This window comes from Bradyrhizobium sp. LB13.1, assembly GCF_054056815.1.
In genome coordinates this window covers 2,409,863-2,426,330 of the sequence record NZ_JBSRYQ010000001.1, presented here as the reverse complement: position 1 = coordinate 2,426,330, position 16,468 = coordinate 2,409,863, and the positions used below count along the sequence as shown (strand labels likewise).

The following is a 16,468-nucleotide window of genomic DNA, read 5'->3' as shown; positions in this document are numbered from 1 at the left end:
GGCTACGAGGCTGCGAGCTTTGCGCGCCTCCCCGGCCGCCACAGCACAATCCCCGCCGCCACAAGGTCCAGCACGACGCACATCGCAAACGCCGTCGTGTAATCGCCGGTCACGCTGCGCACGAGACCGACGATGCCGGGGCCGAAGGCGCTGACGATGCCGCTGATCGACGTGCCCAGTCCCATCGCGGCGGCGAAGGCGCTGGCGCCGATCTCGCGCTGGATGATCAGGGGCGGGAACGTGATCATGTTGCCGATCGAGAAGCCGTAGACGGCGCAGCACACGAGCAGCACGGTCGGGCTCGTGCTCTGCACCAGAACGAACAGTGCCGCCGCCTGGCTCGTCATCGAGGCCGCGCAGGCGAGCCGCGGATCGAGCCGGTCCACGAACAGACCGAGCGACAGGCGCCCGACCACCGCCATCGCCGCCATGAGGGTGACGGCAAGGCCCGCACTGGCCCGGCCGATCAGCGGTTCGAGAAACGTCACCTGGTGGATAATGAATCCCATCTGCGCCAGCAGCGCGATCGCGATCGGCAGCACCATGGTCCAGAACGCCGCGTTGGCGAGCAGCGCCTTGCGGGACTGCGTCGGCGCGGCCGTGCCACCACCAGACGCAGTTCCACCCGATGCCCGCGACGTCCGGTCGGGCCAGCCGATGAAGATCACGACCACCGGCAGCACCAGCACCACCATCGCGATCGTGGCCGCCAGCATGGCGGAACGGAAGCCGATACTGCCGCTTAGCGTCAGCAGCAGCGGAACGAGGACGATGCCGCCGCAGGTCGCGCCGTTGTAGGCGAGACTGAGCGCCAGCCCGCGGCGCCGTTCGAACCAGGAGTTCAGCACGGTCGCGATCACCACGGTGCCCATGCCGGTCCAGCCGACCGACATCAACGCATAGGCGAGATAGAGCTGCCAAGGCGTCTGCAGCAGCGCCAGCAGCACCGTCGACGCGCCGAGCGCCGACAGGCCGCACAGGATCAGCGACCGCAGCCCGATACGGGCGAGCAGATCGTCGGTGAAGATGACGAGGACGGAGGTCAGGAGAAAGGAGAAGGTGCTGGCCGCGGAGACCAGTGTACCCGGCCAGCCATGGGCGCGTTGGAGCTCAGCGAGATAGACGCCCTGGCCGTACAGGCCGAAGCCGAACATGAAGAAGGCCATCAGGAAGCAGGCCAGCACGACGCGCCAGCCGCGGTAGTGGAACGAGGATTCGTCAACACCAGTGGCGGCTATCATCAATCGAGCAATCGGCCAAATGGAACGCGACGGGCCATCGTGCCGCACAACCACCGGTTTTTCAAATGAAACATTGTAGCTAATTGTTGCAACGCGCAACGGCGGATAAAGCGTAAAACGGCGCGTGTGAATCCGATGTGATGCGGCGCCACGCAGGGAACGCGAGCCAAGGCTGGACGCCAGGCATCCCGGCACAGGGGGATCGTCGAAAAGCCGGCACGAGCGGATTGGCACGCCTGCAAGATGATGTAGGCTGAGGACTACAAGACTCGTCAGCGTCGCGGCGACCGCAGGGGCCCCTTATGCCGAATGGCAATATCGTCGTCACCGAAGAGCGTGGAACGCGCGTGATCACGCTGCGCCGGCCGAGCAAGAAGAACGCCATCACGCAGGACATGTATCGCGAGATGAGCCGCGCCATCGACACGGCGCAGAACAATCCCGACATTCGCTGCATGATCATCACCGGCGGCTCCGGCGTGTTCACCGCCGGTGACGACATCGACGATTTCATGCACGCCGACACGTCTCGCCCCGAGACGCTGACGGACGGAGCGAGATTCCTCTATTCACTCGCCCTGAACGTCAAGCCAATCATCGCTGCCGTGGATGGCGCGTCGATCGGCATTGGCACGGTGATGTTGTTTCACTGCGACTACGTGCTCGCATCCACGGCAGCTACTTTTTCCGCGCCTTACATCCGTCTCGGGCTGGTTCCGGTCGGGGCTTCCAGCCTGCTGATGCCGAACACGATGGGTTACCAGCGCGCTTTTGCGATGTTGGTGATGGGGCGGACTTTCACCGCCGCGGAGGCCCATACCGCAGGCTTCGTCAACGCGGTGGTGTCATCGGGACACACCGAGGTCGAAGCCCGCAAAGTGGCGCGCGAGATTTGCAAGCTTCCGGCCGAGGCGGTCGCGATCTCTCGCAAATTGCTGCGCGCCGCGCCGGAAGAACTCACCCGCCGTATCGACCAGGAAGCCCATCTGTTCGGCGAGCGGCTGAAGTCGGAAGAAGCCACCGCCGCGTTCAACACGTTTGCGGACAGGAAGAAAAAATAGGGTACCGAGAACTTTGGTGAAATCTTCGTGCGCAACGACTAGTCTGGTTCCATGCGACACGTTCTCCGCCCTGACCGCCTTCTCGCTCGCGCTCGCCACCCTGCCCGCGTCCGCGCAAACCGCCCCACCCGTTGAGCTGCGCATTCTCGCCCTCAACGATTTCCACGGCAATCTGCGCCCGCCGCCGGGCGGCATTCGGATCAGTGATCCCGAGGATGGGTCCAGGAAGGTGATGGTGGCGGCCGGCGGTGCGGAATACATGGCGACGCTGGTGAAGCAGCTGCGCGAGGGACACAAGAACACGATCTTCGTCGCAGCCGGCGATCTGATTGGCGCGAGCCCGTTCCTGTCGGCGATGTTCCACGACGAGCCTTCGATCGAGGCGCTCTCGATGATGGGGCTCGCGATCACGTCGGTCGGCAACCACGAATTCGACGAGGGCAAGACCGAGCTGTTGCGGATGCAGAACGGCGGTTGTCATCCAGTCGACGGCTGCCAGGGCCCGCATCCCTTCCTGGGCGCCAAATTTCACTATCTCGCGGCGTCCACCATCGAGACCGTGACCGGCAAGGAGCGTGCTGCCGCCTTACGAGATCAGGGAGTTCGAGGGCATCCCCGTCGCCTTCATCGGACTGACCTTGAAAGAGACCGCGGGCATCGTCTCGCCATCAGGCATCACCGGCCTTGAATTCCGCGACGAGGCCGCGACGGTGAATGCGCAGGTCGCGCAGCTGAAGGCACGTGGGGTCGAGGCGATCGTGGTGCTGATCCACCAGGGCGGCGAGCCGGCAGGCGACTACAATGAATGCCCTGCTATTACGGGACCGATCGTCGACATCGTCAAAAAATTCGATCGCGCCGTCGATGTCGTCGTCAGCGGCCACACTCATCGAGCTTATGTTTGCCAGGTCGACGGGCGGCTCGTCACCAGCGGCGACAAATACGGCACGCTGGTCACTGCGATCGACCTCAAGCTCGATCCGGCAACGCGCGACGTCGTCAGCGCCAGGGCCGAGAACGTCATTGTTGCCAATGCCTCGTTGCCAAAGGATCCCGAGCAGACCGCGTTGATCGACGCATACGACAGGCTTTCGGCGCCGATCGCCAACCGGCCCGCCGGATCGGTGACGCAGACGCTGTCACGGATTCCGAACGAGGCGGGCGAAAGCGCGCTCGGCGACGTCATCGCGGACGCGCAGCTCGCCGCGACCAGGAACGCCAAGGACGGCGGCGCTGTCATCGCGCTCACCAATCCCGGCGGCATCCGCACCGACATCGTGCCAAAGGAGAATGGCGCGATATCCTTCGGCGACGTTTTCGCCAGCCAGCCGTTCCGCAACCGGCTCGTCACCATGACGCTCACGGGCGGCCAGCTCAAGGACATGCTGGAGCAGCAATGGCTCGACCCGAAGCGGCCGCGGATTCTCCAGGTCTCGAACGGGTTCAACTATGCCTGGGATGCGGCGAAGCCGTTCGGCGAGCGCGTCCTCGCCGACAAGATGACGCTCAATGGCAGGCTGATCGAAGCTGGAAGCGGCTACCGCGTCACTCTCAACGATTACCTCGCAGTCGGTGGCGACGGCTTTACAACCGCCAAACTGGGCACGGAGCCGCAATATGGCGGCTACGACGCTGACGCGCTGTTCGCGTTCTTCAGGGCGCACGGACCGATCGGGCCGTTGCCGCTGAGCCGCATCCTGCGCGTGAATTGATCCGGATTAAACGGATCGGTCCAGGACCACCCTTTGCCATTCCCGGGGGAACGCATAGATTGGGTTTTGCATTTGCGTTTTGGCACCGGATGCGCCAAGCGACGTCGAGAGCCCCGCATTTCCATGAGGCCGACCTGATGAGTACGCTTCTCCTCTCCCACAAGGCCTGCCTCGACCACGTCACGCCGCCGGGACACCCTGAAAGGCCGGACCGCCTGCGCGCCGTGGAGGAAGCGCTGTCGCATGAGCGCTTCCAGTTCCTGGTGCACGACCTGGCGCCGGAGGGCGATCTCGATCTCGTCACGCTCTGCCACAACGAGGACTACGTCACGGAGCTGCGCCACATCGCGCCGACCAGCGGCCAAGTCTATATCGACGGCGACACCTCGATGTCGCCGGGCACGTGGGAAGCGGTGATGCGCGGCGTCGGCGGCGCGGTCGCGGCGACCGATGCGGTGATGGCGGGCGAGCATCGCAATGCCTTCGTCGCGGTACGCCCGCCCGGCCACCACGCAGAGATCGGCAAGCCGATGGGCTTTTGCTTCTTCGACAACGTCGCAATCGCCGCGCGCCACGCGCAGCGCAAATACGGCATCAAGCGCGCCGCCATCGTCGATTTCGACGTGCATCACGGCAACGGCACGCAGGACATTTTCTGGTCGGACCCGACCGTGATGTACTGCTCGACGCACCAGATGCCGCTGTTTCCGGGCACCGGCGCGAAAGGCGAGCGCGGCGACCACGACACCATCGTCAACGCGCCGCTCGCCTCCGAGGATGGCGGGCCGGAATTCCGCATTGCGTTCGAGAATTTGATCCTGCCGCAGCTCGAAAAATTCAGCCCGGAGCTGCTCGTCGTCTCCGCCGGCTTCGACGCGCATTATCGCGATCCATTGGCGTCGCTGAATTTGCGCGCCGAGGATTATGCATGGGTGACGCGCAAGCTGATGGACCTCGCCGACAAGAGCGCCGGGGGCCGCGTTGTTTCTGTGCTCGAAGGCGGCTACGATCTGCAAGGATTGAAAGAATCTGTTACGGCGCATGTCGGCGCCCTGATGGGCGCCTGACGACTCGCCACATTGCGCCCGCAAAACTCTGCTTTTTCTGATCTGAAGCGAATCGGGCAATCGGAAACTTATATGGCCGAAAATACCCAAATGGACATCTCCAGGCTGACCTTCGAACGCGCCATCGAGGAGCTCGAAACGATCGTGAAGCGGCTCGAGGACGGCAAGGTGCCGCTCGAGGAATCCGTGACGATCTACGAGCGCGGCGAGGCCCTGAAGCGCCGCTGCGAGGAGTTGCTGCGCCAGGCCGAGGCGCGCGTCGACAAGATCACCACCGATGCCAGCGGCCAGGCCACCGGCACCGCGCCGCTCGACGTCCAGTAAGGGCGCCGCACTTCAAAGCCGCCCGTTTCAAGCATCCGCCGCCCCGCAATTTTTCACGATCGCACGCCGATCTCCCGATCATGAGGCCCGGCAGCCAGGCGGGAACCCAAGAATTTGCCTGCGCGGAAGCGCTCCGGCTCCGCAAATCCGGTCGAAACGACCTCCCTCTCGGCTGAAATCCTGCCGAGGAACCGGGCAAAACTGGAACTCTTCCGCTCCCGCCACGATTAACCACTCTGGCCCGCCAGTTGCACCGGCATGCCCCGTAAGCAGGCCAGCGGGTTGGCTTTGGCCCAAGCTTTGGTGTAAAGCTGCGCGCAGTGTGGCTTTTTGTAAGCCTTGTGTGGGCACCGATTACCGACAACAAGGGCTTCAAACTGCTGATGAAATTGGTTGGGACCGGACGAAGCCGACCTACGTGACATGGATCACAGAGACTGAACCGGAGCGCACTTAGGCTCACCTAAGCTTGAAGACGGGGCGTTGCCCCATGCAGGTGGCTCCGACGGTCAAGGACTCGCGCTGCGCCGATATTGTGCAAACCCATCGCGCGCCGGAACGATCTTCCGGCGCTGACAAATTGGAAATCGCCGTGAACGCATACAGTAAGACGCCGCTTCTCGACACCATCCGGACGCCGGATGATTTGCGCAAGCTCAAGATCGAGCAGGTTCGTCAGGTCGCCGACGAGCTGCGGCAGGAGACCATCGATGCTGTTTCGGTCACCGGCGGTCACTTCGGCGCGGGCCTCGGCGTGGTCGAACTCACCACCGCGATCCATTACGTCTTCGACACGCCGCGCGACCGGCTGATCTGGGACGTCGGCCACCAGGCCTATCCGCACAAGATCCTCACCGGCCGGCGTGACCGCATCCGCACGCTGCGCACCGGCGGCGGCCTGTCCGGCTTCACCAAGCGCAGCGAGAGCGATTACGATCCGTTCGGCGCGGCACATTCCTCGACCTCGATCTCTGCCGGCCTTGGCATGGCGGTCGCGCGCGACCTCTCCGGCGGCACGAACAACGTTATCGCCGTGATCGGTGACGGCGCGATGTCAGCCGGCATGGCTTACGAGGCCATGAACAATGCGGGCGCGATGAATTCGCGCCTGATCGTCATCCTCAACGACAACGACATGTCGATCGCGCCGCCGGTCGGCGCGATGAGTGCCTATCTGTCGCGGCTCTACTCGGGCAAGACCTATCGCACGCTGCGCGATGCGGCCAAGCAGATCAACAAGCGCCTGCCGAAGATCCTCGCCAACCGCGCCAACCGCGTCGAGGAATACTCCCGCGGCTTCATGATGGACGGCGGCACTCTGTTCGAGGAGCTCGGTTTCTATTACGTCGGCCCGATCGACGGCCATAACCTCGACCATCTCCTGCCCGTGCTGAAGAACGTCCGCGACATGGAGACCGGCCCGATCCTGGTCCACGTCGTGACCCAGAAGGGCAAGGGCTACGGTCCGGCGGAAGCTTCCGCCGACAAGTACCACGCCGTCGTCAAGTTCGACGTCGCGACCGGCACCCAGGCCAAGTCCAAGCCGAATGCGCCGGCCTATCAGAACGTATTCGGCGCGAGCCTCGTCAAGGAAGCCGAAAAGGACGACAAGATCGTCGCCATCACCGCGGCGATGCCGTCCGGCACCGGCGTCGACATCTTCAACAAGGCGTTTCCGGACCGCACCTTCGACGTCGGTATCGCCGAGCAGCACGCGGTGACCTTCGCCGCAGGTCTTGCGACCGAAGGTTACAAGCCGTTCTGCGCGATCTACTCGACCTTCCTGCAGCGCGGCTACGACCAGATCGTGCATGACGTCGCGATCCAGAACCTGCCCGTCCGCTTCGCCATCGACCGCGCCGGCCTCGTCGGCGCCGACGGCGCGACGCATGCCGGCTCGTTTGACAACGCCTATCTCGGCTGTCTGCCGAACATGGTCATCATGGCGCCGTCCGACGAAGCCGAAATGGTCCACATGGTCGCAACCCAGGTCGCGATTAACGACCACCCGAGCGCGCTGCGCTATCCGCGCGGCGAAGGCCGCGGCGTCGAAATGCCCGACGTCGGCGTTCCCCTCGAAATCGGCAAGGGCCGTGTGGTCCGCGAGGGCAGCAAGATCGCCCTGCTCTCCTTCGGCACGCGCCTCGCCGAATGCGAGAAGGCGGCCGACGAGCTCGTAGCTCACGGCCTCTCCACCACGATCGCCGACGCGCGCTTCATGAAGCCGCTCGACACCGAGCTGGTGCTCAAGCTCGCCCGCGACCACGAGATCCTGATCACGATCGAGGAAGGCTCGGTCGGCGGTTTCGGTTCGCATGTCGCCCAATTCCTGACCGATCAGGGCGCGCTCGACAGTGGCATGGTGCGGTTCCGCTCCCTGGTGCTGCCCGACGTGTTCCTGGACCACGATACGCCGGCCGCGATGTATGGCCGTGCCGGTCTCGATGCCAAGGGCATCGTCGCCAAGGTATTCGAGGCGCTCGGCAAGGACGTCAAGGCCGAGACGGTCAAGCTCGCCTAACAGCGAGCTTCGACCTTCTGCGAAGCAGCTCTCATGAAAATCTATCTGGCAGGCCCCGACGTGTTCCTGCCAGATGCGGTCGAGATCGGCCGGCAGAAAGCCGCGATCTGCGCCGCTCACGGCCTCACCGGCCTCTATCCCCTCGACAACGAGATCGACCTCGCCGCGCCTGATGCGTCGCGGCAGATCTTTTGCGGCAACGAGGCGATGATGGACGCGGCCGATGCCATCATCGCAAACCTCACGCCGTTCCGCGGCGCCGGCGCCGATACCGGCACCGTCTACGAGCTCGGCTACATGGCCGGCCGCCGCAAGTTCTGCCTCGCCTATTCCAACGACGGCGCTGCCTATGCCGACCGTGTCGGGCGCTTCGTGGATGTGACGTCCGAAGAGGGGCGGCTGGTCGACGCGCAGGGGCTGACGGTCGAAGACTTTGGACTCGTCGATAATCTTATGATGATCCACGCGTTGGAGCTGCATGGCTGCCCGCTGGTGACGCCTGCGCAGATGCCGATCGACGTCTGGCACGATCTGGCCGCCTTCGAGGCTTGCGTCCGGATGGCAGCCGCGCGATTGATCGCTATATAAGCGCAAATTCTCTTTCGGAGAACCGATGTCCCCTGCCCGCAAGCGCGCGGATGTATTGCTGGTCGAGCGTGGCCTGTTCGAGAGCCGGGCGCGGGCGCGCGCGGCGATCGAGGCTGGGCTCGTCACTGCCGATGACAAGCAGGTCGCAAAACCGTCGGAGACCATCGCCGAGGATGCGGTGATCCGGGCCGAGCCCGCACACCCCTATGTCTCCCGCGGCGGCGTCAAGCTCGCCGGCGCGCTTGAGCGCTACAGGATCGAGATCGAGGACCATGTCTGCCTCGACGTCGGCGCTTCCACTGGCGGATTCACCGAGGTGCTGCTGGCGAACGGCGCGAGCCTCGTCTTTGCCGTCGATGTCGGCACCAACCAGTTGCATCCCTCGCTGCGCGGTCACTCCAAAATCGTATCGATGGAAGAGACCGACATCCGCGCCTATGATGGCAAGCGCTTGCCGGCGCGGCCCGATGTCGTCGTCATCGACGTCAGCTTCATCTCGCTCAAGACGGTGCTGCCCGTGGCGCTATCACTTGCGGCCGCACCGATGAGCCTGCTGGCGCTAATCAAGCCGCAATTCGAGGCGGAGCGGAAGCACAACAAGAAGGGCATCATCCGCGACGCCGCCGTGCATCAGGATATCTGCAACGACATCGCCGCCTTTGCCGCCTCGCTCGGCTGTACCGATATCGAAGTGTTCCCGTCGGCAATCACCGGCGGCGACGGCAATATCGAATTCTTCCTGGGCGCGCGACGTGGTTGAGCGCGTGAAGATTGATCACGTCGGCCATCGTGGCGACGGCGTCTCGCTGGCTGCGGGCGATGCGGTCTATGTACCCTACACGCTCGGCGGCGAGACCGTCGAGGTCGGCCACGTCGCAGGCAACCATCCTGACCGCCGCAAGCTGCTGGCGGTGGATGTCGCAAGCCCGGAGCGCATCACACCGTTCTGTCCGCATTTCGGCGTCTGTGGCGGCTGCGCGATCCAGCACTGGGCGACTGAACCGTATCACGTCTGGAAGCGCGGCATCGTGGTCGAGACGCTGGCGCAAGCCGGCATCGACTGCGGGGTGGCGCCACTGGTTGACGCCCACGGCGCGGGCCGCAGGCGCGTCACGCTGCACGGCCGGTTCGGCACGCATGACATCCTCAAGGTGGGTTTTTCTGCTGCTAGCTCACACGATGTCATCCCGATCCATCGCTGCCCGATCCTCGATCCCGGGCTCGAGGGTGCGCTCGATGCGGGTTGGGCACTCTCCGAGCTGCTGACGTCGAAGATGTCGGTGACAAAGCCGCTGGACATCCAGGTCACTGCCACCGCCAATGGTCTCGATATCGATTTGCGCGGCTCCGGCCCACTGCCAACGCCACTTGTGACGGCGCTGTCGCGGGTCGCCGAGCAGCACCGCCTGGCGCGGCTGACGCGGCATGGCGAGCTGGTGCTGCAACGCCTGGCGCCGACCCTGCAGATGGGCCGCGCCGAGGTGACGCTGCCGCCGGGCTCGTTCCTGCAAGCAACCGTTGCGGGCGAAGAGACGCTGGCGTCTCTTGTCGCGGAGCGCATCGGCAAGGCCAAGAACGTGCTCGACCTCTTCTGCGGCGTCGGCCCTTTTGCGTTGCGGCTCGCCGAAAAGGCCCGCGTCACCGCCCATGACAACGACGCCGGCGCCATTGCAGCGCTCGAAAAAGCCGCGCGTACGCCGGGGCTCAAGCCGATCAAGGCCGAGCCGCGCGACCTGTTCCGCCGGCCTCTGGTGCCGCCGGAGCTGCGCGACTTCGATGCCGTGGTGTTCGACCCGCCGCGCCAGGGCGCGCAGGCCCAGGCGTTGAAGCTCGCCGCGAGCAAGGTGCCCGTGGTGGTCGCGGTCTCCTGCAACGTCGCGACCTTTGCCCGCGACGCACGGCTCTTGATCGATGGCGGCTACAGGATCGACGGCGTCGTGCCGGTGGACCAGTTCCGCCACACGCCGCATGTCGAGCTGGTGGCGCGCTTTACGCGCTAGTTCTTATGTTTGAGGGTGCACTTTTCGGGAAACCGCGGCACACCTTCCGGGGTCATGCTCTACCGCCGAAGGACGCCCAATGCCGGCGACTCGCCGGGCAGCATCGACGAGTTGATGTCGCTGTCCATGTTTCCCGATTGCTGCTGAATGAAACCGGCGCCGAACGACAGACTGAGGTTGGAGGTCGGCTTGAACTCGACACCTGCAAATGCGCCGTAGCCGGGCGAGGCGCTGGAGGTGAGCGGCGCAAGCGAGCTGCCAATGCCGCCACTGTATTTCAGCGTGTCGAAACCGGCAAAGAACGTGACGGGCATGCCGCCCGCGGTCTTGGTGTTGTAACCGAACTGCGTGCCATCATAAAGAGAGCGCGCTGAAATTGCCGACGGAGGCGCTCTGGCTGAGACCGTTCAAACCGAGACTGCCGCGTTCGCTCCCGACAAAGAACCCGGGACGAAAATCGTAGCTTCCGTCTGCATCGCCGGCCTTGAAGCTTGGAAAATTACCGTAGGCATCGGCTCTTTGGCTGCTAGTTCCGCCAAAGCCGAAAGCACCGCCCGGTATCCAATACCTCAGAGGCGCCACTTGTGCATGAGCCGTTGCTCCGCCGAGGCAAAGCACGGCGAAGACAGTTGCGAGGGCGCGTGGAGCTGCGAGACTGAGCATTCAGGTGACCGTCAAGGAAGTGCGGAAATTATACGCGACGGTTGCCGCGAATGCCAGTGGAGCTGACACGCCCGGGCGTCGTTCCATTCAACTCCCGCATGCGTTCCCGAGCTCTTGCACGGTTCGCACCGCGCCAAGAAGGGCTCCGACGAATCTACCGCGCGGCGCAACAGAAATTCGACGAGCGCGGCATCATGGATATCATCGGCCTGATTGGCTATTGCGACCTGGTCTCGATGACGCTGATCACCATGCAGACGGAAGCGCCGAACAACAGCGTGCTGCCACTGCGACCGCTCGCCGCCAAGTAGCCGGGGCGTTCGATTGCAGTACCGCGGCGCTGAGATCATGCCGCAAGCAAACGACGGTGAGGCGTTAAGCGGTCTTGTCGACCGAAGACGACGTATCGGACGGCGGATATTTCGTCACGGGAACCATGAACGACTTGTTGCCGACCTGGTAGATGATCTTGCCGTTCTGCCCGTCATCGGTCGCAATCTGCGCTTGCCCGAACATGATGACGTTCTTGTAGACGGTGCCGGTGCCCTGCCGGGTGACGCCGTCAGTGGTGACGCTGACCTGGGCCTCGTTGCCGTTGACCCCGAGCACACGGAAGCTCGCGCTCTTGCCATTGTCACTGGAATAGCCGCCCCAGCTTCCCATCAGACGGCTGTCCGAGGCCGGCGGCGCCTGCTTATCCAGCGTCGCGGTCTGCTTGCCAGCGCCCGCGGAGGACAAGAGCACCAAACTCTTGCCGTCCTTGGTGCCGACCGTGATGTTACCGAAGGTGAGAAGCGCGCCACTGACCTCGCCAAAACCGCGCTCGGTGTGTCCGTTATGGGTGTACTCGACCTGCGCCCGGGCACCGCGGATGTTCACGACCTTGAAGCCGACGGGCTGGTTGTTGCCCGCCCAATTGCCCTTCCAGTCACCGAGCAGGGCGCTCTGGTGATAAACCCGCTCGTTGGCGGGCGAAATCTGGCTGGTGCTCGACGTGACGATGGCCATTTGATTGCTCGGCGGATTTGTCTGACAGGTCCGCTTCGTTCGCGCCCCGACAACAAGGTCAGAACTTTATCCGGAAACAATTGGAAACAGCCAATTAGGGCCACGCGACGGTTAACGCATGGTTAAAATTCCATCAGAAGCAAATAGGGCAAAACGTCTCATTCGGCGGTAGCGCGTTTAGCGCCCCCAGCGGTCCGACCAGATCTTTTCGCCGATCATGCAGTTCACACGCGGCTCCTTGTCCTTGCCCGCAACGCGCATCACCGGACGCTCCGGCATACGGCCCGCAACCTCCATCAAGAGCTTTGTACGGATGGCTTCCTTGAACTTGTCGCGGTCCTTGATCGTAATCACGAAGGAACCGGGGCCGCCGATGACGCAGTCCTCATAGTAGAAGTCGAGATTGTCGATATCCATGGTCGAATAGGACGGCTCCTTGACCATGATCGGCAGGCCGTTGATGACGATGCCCTTCTCGATCGCTGCATCGCGCGCCACCGTGACCGGAGTGCCATTGTTGTTGGGACCGTCGCCGGAAATGTCGATCACGCGCCGCAAGCCCCGATAGGGATCTTCATCGAACAGCGGCATCGCGAAAGTGATCGCGCCGGAGATCGAGGTGCGCGAGGCACGACGGATCGGCGTCTTCAGGATTTCGGCGGCGACGGCATCGGCGGTCTCCGGTCCGTCGATCAGCCGCCAGGGAATGATGATCTTCTGGTCGGTCGAGGCGGCCCACTCGAAATAGGTCACGGCGATCCGGCCGTTCGGACCCAGCTTCAGCGCCTGCAAGAATTCCTTCGACTGGATCGCCTGGGCATAGCCTTCGCGCTGGATCGCGAGTTCGTCCATGTCCATGGAGTAGGATACGTCGACCGCGAGGATCAGCTCGACATCGACCGTCTGCGCGTCCCTGTCGGCTGCTTGCCGCTGCGGCTGATTTTTAGGCGACTCGAATTTGGGTCCTGGTGCCGCGATCCCCGCGACGTCCCCTCCGGCAAACATGCCGGTCACCAGCACAACCCCGATCGAGAACAGCAAGCGCATCGCAGCCTCCCGTCGTATGACGCGATGGTGACATGCAAACGCCTTGCCGCAAAGTCCGAAGATCGCTTGCGCTTCACATTCCAGTTAGGGATTTGCGAGTTGGGATTTGCGTCGCTTTACGCAAAGCGGCCGCCATGTTGCCGCGCTCGCGCCGCTGGAACTGCGCGATCGCCGGCACCGTCATGCCCTCGCTCGCGGTGCGCTCCCGGAATGACGGGCCACTGGACAGAGCGCCCCGCCCATTTGTCCGGCGCGATTTCCATGCTAGGCTGGCCGCACAGATGGGGATGGAGTCCCCCGACAACCGCCCGGCGGCCTGTGACCGTAGTGGGCTGATGACTCCTGCTTGAGGAGGGGCAACATGAAGCCTCTGCCTTTTGCGGGAGCATGGACAAACCCGCCGCTGGCGGGTTTTTTGTTGGCTGGACGCGAAGGCCAAGGAGCAGGCCCAAGGGGAGGCCAAGGAGAAGGCAAGGAGAAGTCCTGGACGTGACGACGACGACACCGATTGCTGCGCGTGCGGGGCTGCCCAGGGGAATCTGGGTGCTCGGCTTCGTGTCGATGCTGATGGACGTCTCCTCCGAGATGATCCACGCGCTGCTGCCGGTCTATCTCGTCACCGTGCTCGGCGCCTCCACGCTCACCGTCGGCTTCATCGAGGGCATTGCGGAGGCGACCGCCTCGATCACGAAAATCTTCTCCGGCGCATTGTCGGACTGGCTCGGCCGGCGCAAGCTCCTTGCAGCGCTCGGCTACGGGCTAGCAGCGCTGACAAAACCGCTATTCCCGCTTGCCCCCAGCGTCGGATGGCTGGTTGCCGCGCGCTTCATCGACCGCGTCGGCAAGGGCATTCGCGGCGCGCCGCGCGATGCGCTGATCGCCGATATCGCACCCGTCGGCCTGCGCGGCGCGAGCTTCGGCCTGCGGCAGTCGCTCGACACCGTCGGCGCGTTCGTCGGGCCGCTCGTGGCGATCGCCTTGATGTGGTGGACGGCGGACAATTTTACGGCGGTGTTCTGGGTGGCGGTGCTGCCGGCTTTCCTGTCATTCGGACTGATCGCGTTCGCGGTGAGTGAACCGGAGCCAGATCCGAGCCGGGAGCTTGCAAAAAACCCGCTCAATCGCGCCGCGATGCGGCAGCTCGGATCCGTGTACTGGCGCGTCGTGGCGGTCGGCGTGGTCTTCACGCTCGCGCGTTTCAGCGAGGCCTTTTTGATCCTGCGCGCACAGCACATTGGGCTCAATGTGATGTGGGTGCCGGCCGTGCTGGTGCTGATGAACATCGCCTATGCGTTGTCGGCCTATCCGGCCGGCGTGCTCTCGGACCGGATCAACCGCACCGGCTTGCTCGCGCTCGGCCTCGTCTTGCTCGCCGGCGCCGATCTCGCGCTCGCGCTGCTACCAAGCCTTGGGGGCCTCGCACTCGGCGTCGTGCCATGGGGGCTGCATATGGGATTGACGCAAGGCCTGCTCTCGGCCCTCGTCGCCGACGCCGCGCCACCGAGCTTGCGCGGCACTGCGTTCGGCTATTTCAACCTGTTCACCGGCCTTGCCTTGCTGGCCGCAAGCGTGATCGCCGGCGCGCTGTGGGATACTTATGGTCCGGCCGGCACGTTCCTGGCCGGGCTCAGCTTCGCGCTGGTCGCGCTTATGGGGCTGTTCGCCGTCGGCAACGGGCTGGCAACGGAGCAAAAATGATGACGGGGGGCTGTTTGTCGTGCTGAGCGGAGTGCTTGCGATCATCATCGGCAGCGTGCTGGGCGGCTGTGCGCGCTATTTCGTCTCCGGCGCGATCGCGCGACGGATGGGCGAGACGTTTCCATGGGGCACCATGACCATCAACGTCACCGGCGCCTTCCTGATCGGGATTTTTGGCGCACTGGCGACCCATCCCGGCTCGGCCTTCGCCACGCCCAATCCATGGCTGTTCGCGGTGACCGGCTTTCTCGGCTGCTACACCACGGTGTCCTCGTTCAGCCTGCAAACGCTGACGCTGGCGCGGAACGGCGAGCCGATGCATGCGTTTGGCAATGTCGTGTGCTCGGTCGGGCTGTGCCTTGCGGCCGTCAGTTGCGGCTTCCTCCTCGCGGACACTCTGGGAGTCTAGAGGCAGATGAAGACCCGCTCCTCCGCCGATCGCCGGCGCACCGCGATGCTCTATGCCTGGGTTGCCGCCGGCAGCATCGTCGGCGGGCTCACGCGCTACCTCGTCGGGCTCGCGCTCGACACCGGCCCCGGCTTCCCCGTCGCGACGCTGTTCATCAACGCCACCGGCTCGCTGATCATCGGCTTCTACGCGACGCTGACCGGGCCCGACGGCCGCGTGCTGGCGCGGCCCGAGCACCGGCAGTTCGTCATGACCGGGTTCTGCGGCGGCTACACGACCTTTTCGACCTTCAGCCTTGAGACCTTCCGCCTGTTCCACGACGGCATGAAATATACGGCGCTCGCCTATATCGCGGCGTCCGTCATCTGCTGGCTGGTATCGGTATGGGCAGGCCATATGATGGCCAGCCGCACCAACCGCTTGACAAGGAGCTGACCATGCAAATTCCCAATCAGGCAGTTTCGCTCCGGATCTTCATTGGCGAGAACGACCATTTCGACGGCAAGCCGCTCTATGAAGCGATCGTGATGACGGCGCGCGAGCGGCATCTGGCCGGCGCCACCGTGCTGCGCGGTCCGATGGGCTTCGGAAAGTCGAGCCGGCTGCACACTTCGAAAATCCTGCGGCTGTCGGAAGACCTGCCGCTGCTGATCGAGATCGTCGACAGCGAGGACAACGTCAACGCATTCCTGCCCTTCCTGGATGGCATGATGTCGAGCGGCCTGATCACCTTGGAGAAGGTGCACGTCCTACAATATGGTGAGAAGGCCGCGCGCTGAGCGCGCCGGCAGGAACCCGAGCCCGCCGTATCCGGGAGGCGGAATGAACGACACCGTCATCAAGCCGAAAACCAGGACGAAGACCAAGGTCGAGCGGCCGAAGCTGCATAAGGTCATCCTGATCAACGACGACTTTACGCCGCGCGAATTCGTCACCATGATCCTCAAGGCCGAATTCCGGATGACCGAGGATCAGGCCTACAAGGTGATGATCACCGCCCACAAGCTCGGCGCTTGCGTGGTCGCGGTGTTCACCAGGGACGTCGCCGAGACCAAGGCCACCCGCGCAACGGATGCCGCCCGCACCAAGGGCTATCCGCTGCTGTTCACGACGGAGCCGGAGGAATAGC

Annotated in this window: 15 protein-coding genes, 2 pseudogenes and 1 riboswitch; of the genes and pseudogenes, 13 read left to right on the top strand and 4 right to left on the bottom strand. The window is 64.0% G+C overall.

Annotation, left to right across the window (positions count from 1 at the left end; translation table 11 throughout):
- Window positions 1–2: 2 nt before the first annotated feature.
- The gene (locus ACVWYI_RS11490; RefSeq protein WP_456662023.1) at window positions 3–1,241 is read right to left on the bottom strand and encodes an MFS transporter; all 1,239 of its coding nucleotides are present in this window, start codon (window positions 1,239–1,241) and stop codon (window positions 3–5) included.
- A gap of 302 nt (window positions 1,242–1,543) precedes the next feature.
- On the opposite strand from ACVWYI_RS11490, the gene ACVWYI_RS11485 reads away from it, so the two are divergent.
- From ACVWYI_RS11485 to ACVWYI_RS11450, 8 genes and pseudogenes are all read left to right on the top strand, one after another.
- A complete protein-coding gene (locus ACVWYI_RS11485) occupies window positions 1,544–2,302 on the top strand; it encodes an enoyl-CoA hydratase-related protein (RefSeq protein ID WP_247348081.1) in 759 nt (252 codons plus the stop codon).
- A 51-nt stretch (window positions 2,303–2,353) separates the two neighbouring features.
- Window positions 2,354–4,014: pseudogene (locus ACVWYI_RS11480) on the top strand (bifunctional metallophosphatase/5'-nucleotidase).
- A 137-nt stretch (window positions 4,015–4,151) separates the two neighbouring features.
- Entirely contained in the window at window positions 4,152–5,081 is a 930-nt protein-coding gene (locus tag ACVWYI_RS11475) for a histone deacetylase family protein (RefSeq protein WP_456662022.1), read from the top strand.
- 72 nt (window positions 5,082–5,153) lie between these two features.
- A complete protein-coding gene (locus ACVWYI_RS11470; RefSeq protein ID WP_247441837.1) occupies window positions 5,154–5,405 on the top strand; it encodes an exodeoxyribonuclease VII small subunit in 252 nt (83 codons plus the stop codon).
- A 592-nt stretch (window positions 5,406–5,997) separates the two neighbouring features.
- The gene (gene dxs, locus ACVWYI_RS11465; RefSeq protein ID WP_247348075.1) at window positions 5,998–7,926 is read left to right on the top strand and encodes a 1-deoxy-D-xylulose-5-phosphate synthase; all 1,929 of its coding nucleotides are present in this window, start codon (window positions 5,998–6,000) and stop codon (window positions 7,924–7,926) included.
- Between the two features lie 33 nt (window positions 7,927–7,959).
- Complete coding sequence (locus ACVWYI_RS11460) at window positions 7,960–8,514, top strand: nucleoside 2-deoxyribosyltransferase (protein ID WP_456662021.1); 555 nt, start codon at window positions 7,960–7,962, stop codon at window positions 8,512–8,514.
- A gap of 25 nt (window positions 8,515–8,539) precedes the next feature.
- Complete coding sequence (locus ACVWYI_RS11455; protein WP_456662020.1) at window positions 8,540–9,274, top strand: TlyA family RNA methyltransferase; 735 nt, start codon at window positions 8,540–8,542, stop codon at window positions 9,272–9,274.
- Window positions 9,267–10,514 carry a class I SAM-dependent RNA methyltransferase gene (locus ACVWYI_RS11450; protein ID WP_456662019.1) on the top strand — a complete coding sequence of 416 codons (1,248 nt, stop codon included), beginning with the start codon at window positions 9,267–9,269 and terminating at the stop codon, window positions 10,512–10,514. Before ACVWYI_RS11455 ends, ACVWYI_RS11450 begins: the two co-directional genes overlap by 8 nt.
- Before the next feature lie 59 nt (window positions 10,515–10,573).
- On the opposite strand, the pseudogene ACVWYI_RS11445 reads toward ACVWYI_RS11450, so the two are convergent.
- The 3 genes and pseudogenes from ACVWYI_RS11445 to ACVWYI_RS11435 form a co-directional block, all read right to left on the bottom strand.
- A pseudogene (locus ACVWYI_RS11445) lies at window positions 10,574–11,177 on the bottom strand (hypothetical protein).
- Window positions 11,178–11,552: 375 nt separating this feature from the next.
- A complete protein-coding gene (locus tag ACVWYI_RS11440; protein WP_354045997.1) occupies window positions 11,553–12,185 on the bottom strand; it encodes a hypothetical protein in 633 nt (210 codons plus the stop codon).
- A 177-nt stretch (window positions 12,186–12,362) separates the two neighbouring features.
- Complete coding sequence (locus tag ACVWYI_RS11435) at window positions 12,363–13,232, bottom strand: DUF1194 domain-containing protein (RefSeq protein WP_247348061.1); 870 nt, start codon at window positions 13,230–13,232, stop codon at window positions 12,363–12,365.
- 274 nt (window positions 13,233–13,506) lie between these two features.
- A riboswitch (Fluoride riboswitch) is annotated at window positions 13,507–13,584 on the top strand.
- A 137-nt stretch (window positions 13,585–13,721) separates the two neighbouring features.
- Here ACVWYI_RS11435 and ACVWYI_RS11430 point away from each other — a divergent pair.
- The 5 genes from ACVWYI_RS11430 to clpS are packed head-to-tail and all read left to right on the top strand — an operon-like array spanning window position 13,722 to window position 16,467.
- On the top strand, window positions 13,722–14,930 hold the full coding sequence (locus ACVWYI_RS11430; RefSeq protein ID WP_456662018.1) for an MFS transporter: 1,209 nt from the start codon (window positions 13,722–13,724) through the stop codon (window positions 14,928–14,930).
- Between the two features lie 19 nt (window positions 14,931–14,949).
- Entirely contained in the window at window positions 14,950–15,339 is a 390-nt protein-coding gene (gene crcB / locus ACVWYI_RS11425) for a fluoride efflux transporter CrcB (RefSeq protein WP_456650910.1), read from the top strand.
- Window positions 15,340–15,345: 6 nt separating this feature from the next.
- Entirely contained in the window at window positions 15,346–15,774 is a 429-nt protein-coding gene (gene crcB, locus ACVWYI_RS11420; protein ID WP_456662017.1) for a fluoride efflux transporter CrcB, read from the top strand.
- Window positions 15,775–15,776: 2 nt separating this feature from the next.
- The gene (locus tag ACVWYI_RS11415) at window positions 15,777–16,118 is read left to right on the top strand and encodes a DUF190 domain-containing protein (protein ID WP_456662016.1); all 342 of its coding nucleotides are present in this window, start codon (window positions 15,777–15,779) and stop codon (window positions 16,116–16,118) included.
- 43 nt (window positions 16,119–16,161) lie between these two features.
- Complete coding sequence (gene clpS, locus ACVWYI_RS11410; RefSeq protein WP_247441851.1) at window positions 16,162–16,467, top strand: ATP-dependent Clp protease adapter ClpS; 306 nt, start codon at window positions 16,162–16,164, stop codon at window positions 16,465–16,467.
- The last annotated feature ends 1 nt before the right edge of the window (window position 16,468 follow it).

Bases quoted from the DNA above. Each gene is read 5' to 3' on its own strand.
- ACVWYI_RS11490 (WP_456662023.1), bottom strand. From the start codon at position 1,241: ATGATAGCCGCCACTGGTGTTGACGAATCCTCGTTCCACTACCGCGGC.
- ACVWYI_RS11485 (WP_247348081.1), top strand. From the start codon at position 1,544: ATGCCGAATGGCAATATCGTCGTCACCGAAGAGCGTGGAACGCGCGTG.
- ACVWYI_RS11475 (WP_456662022.1), top strand. From the start codon at position 4,152: ATGAGTACGCTTCTCCTCTCCCACAAGGCCTGCCTCGACCACGTCACG.
- ACVWYI_RS11470 (WP_247441837.1), top strand. From the start codon at position 5,154: ATGGCCGAAAATACCCAAATGGACATCTCCAGGCTGACCTTCGAACGC.
- ACVWYI_RS11460 (WP_456662021.1), top strand. From the start codon at position 7,960: ATGAAAATCTATCTGGCAGGCCCCGACGTGTTCCTGCCAGATGCGGTC.
- ACVWYI_RS11455 (WP_456662020.1), top strand. From the start codon at position 8,540: ATGTCCCCTGCCCGCAAGCGCGCGGATGTATTGCTGGTCGAGCGTGGC.
- ACVWYI_RS11440 (WP_354045997.1), bottom strand. From the start codon at position 12,185: ATGGCCATCGTCACGTCGAGCACCAGCCAGATTTCGCCCGCCAACGAG.
- ACVWYI_RS11435 (WP_247348061.1), bottom strand. From the start codon at position 13,232: ATGCGCTTGCTGTTCTCGATCGGGGTTGTGCTGGTGACCGGCATGTTT.
- crcB (WP_456662017.1), top strand. From the start codon at position 15,346: ATGAAGACCCGCTCCTCCGCCGATCGCCGGCGCACCGCGATGCTCTAT.
- ACVWYI_RS11415 (WP_456662016.1), top strand. From the start codon at position 15,777: ATGCAAATTCCCAATCAGGCAGTTTCGCTCCGGATCTTCATTGGCGAG.
- clpS (WP_247441851.1), top strand. From the start codon at position 16,162: ATGAACGACACCGTCATCAAGCCGAAAACCAGGACGAAGACCAAGGTC.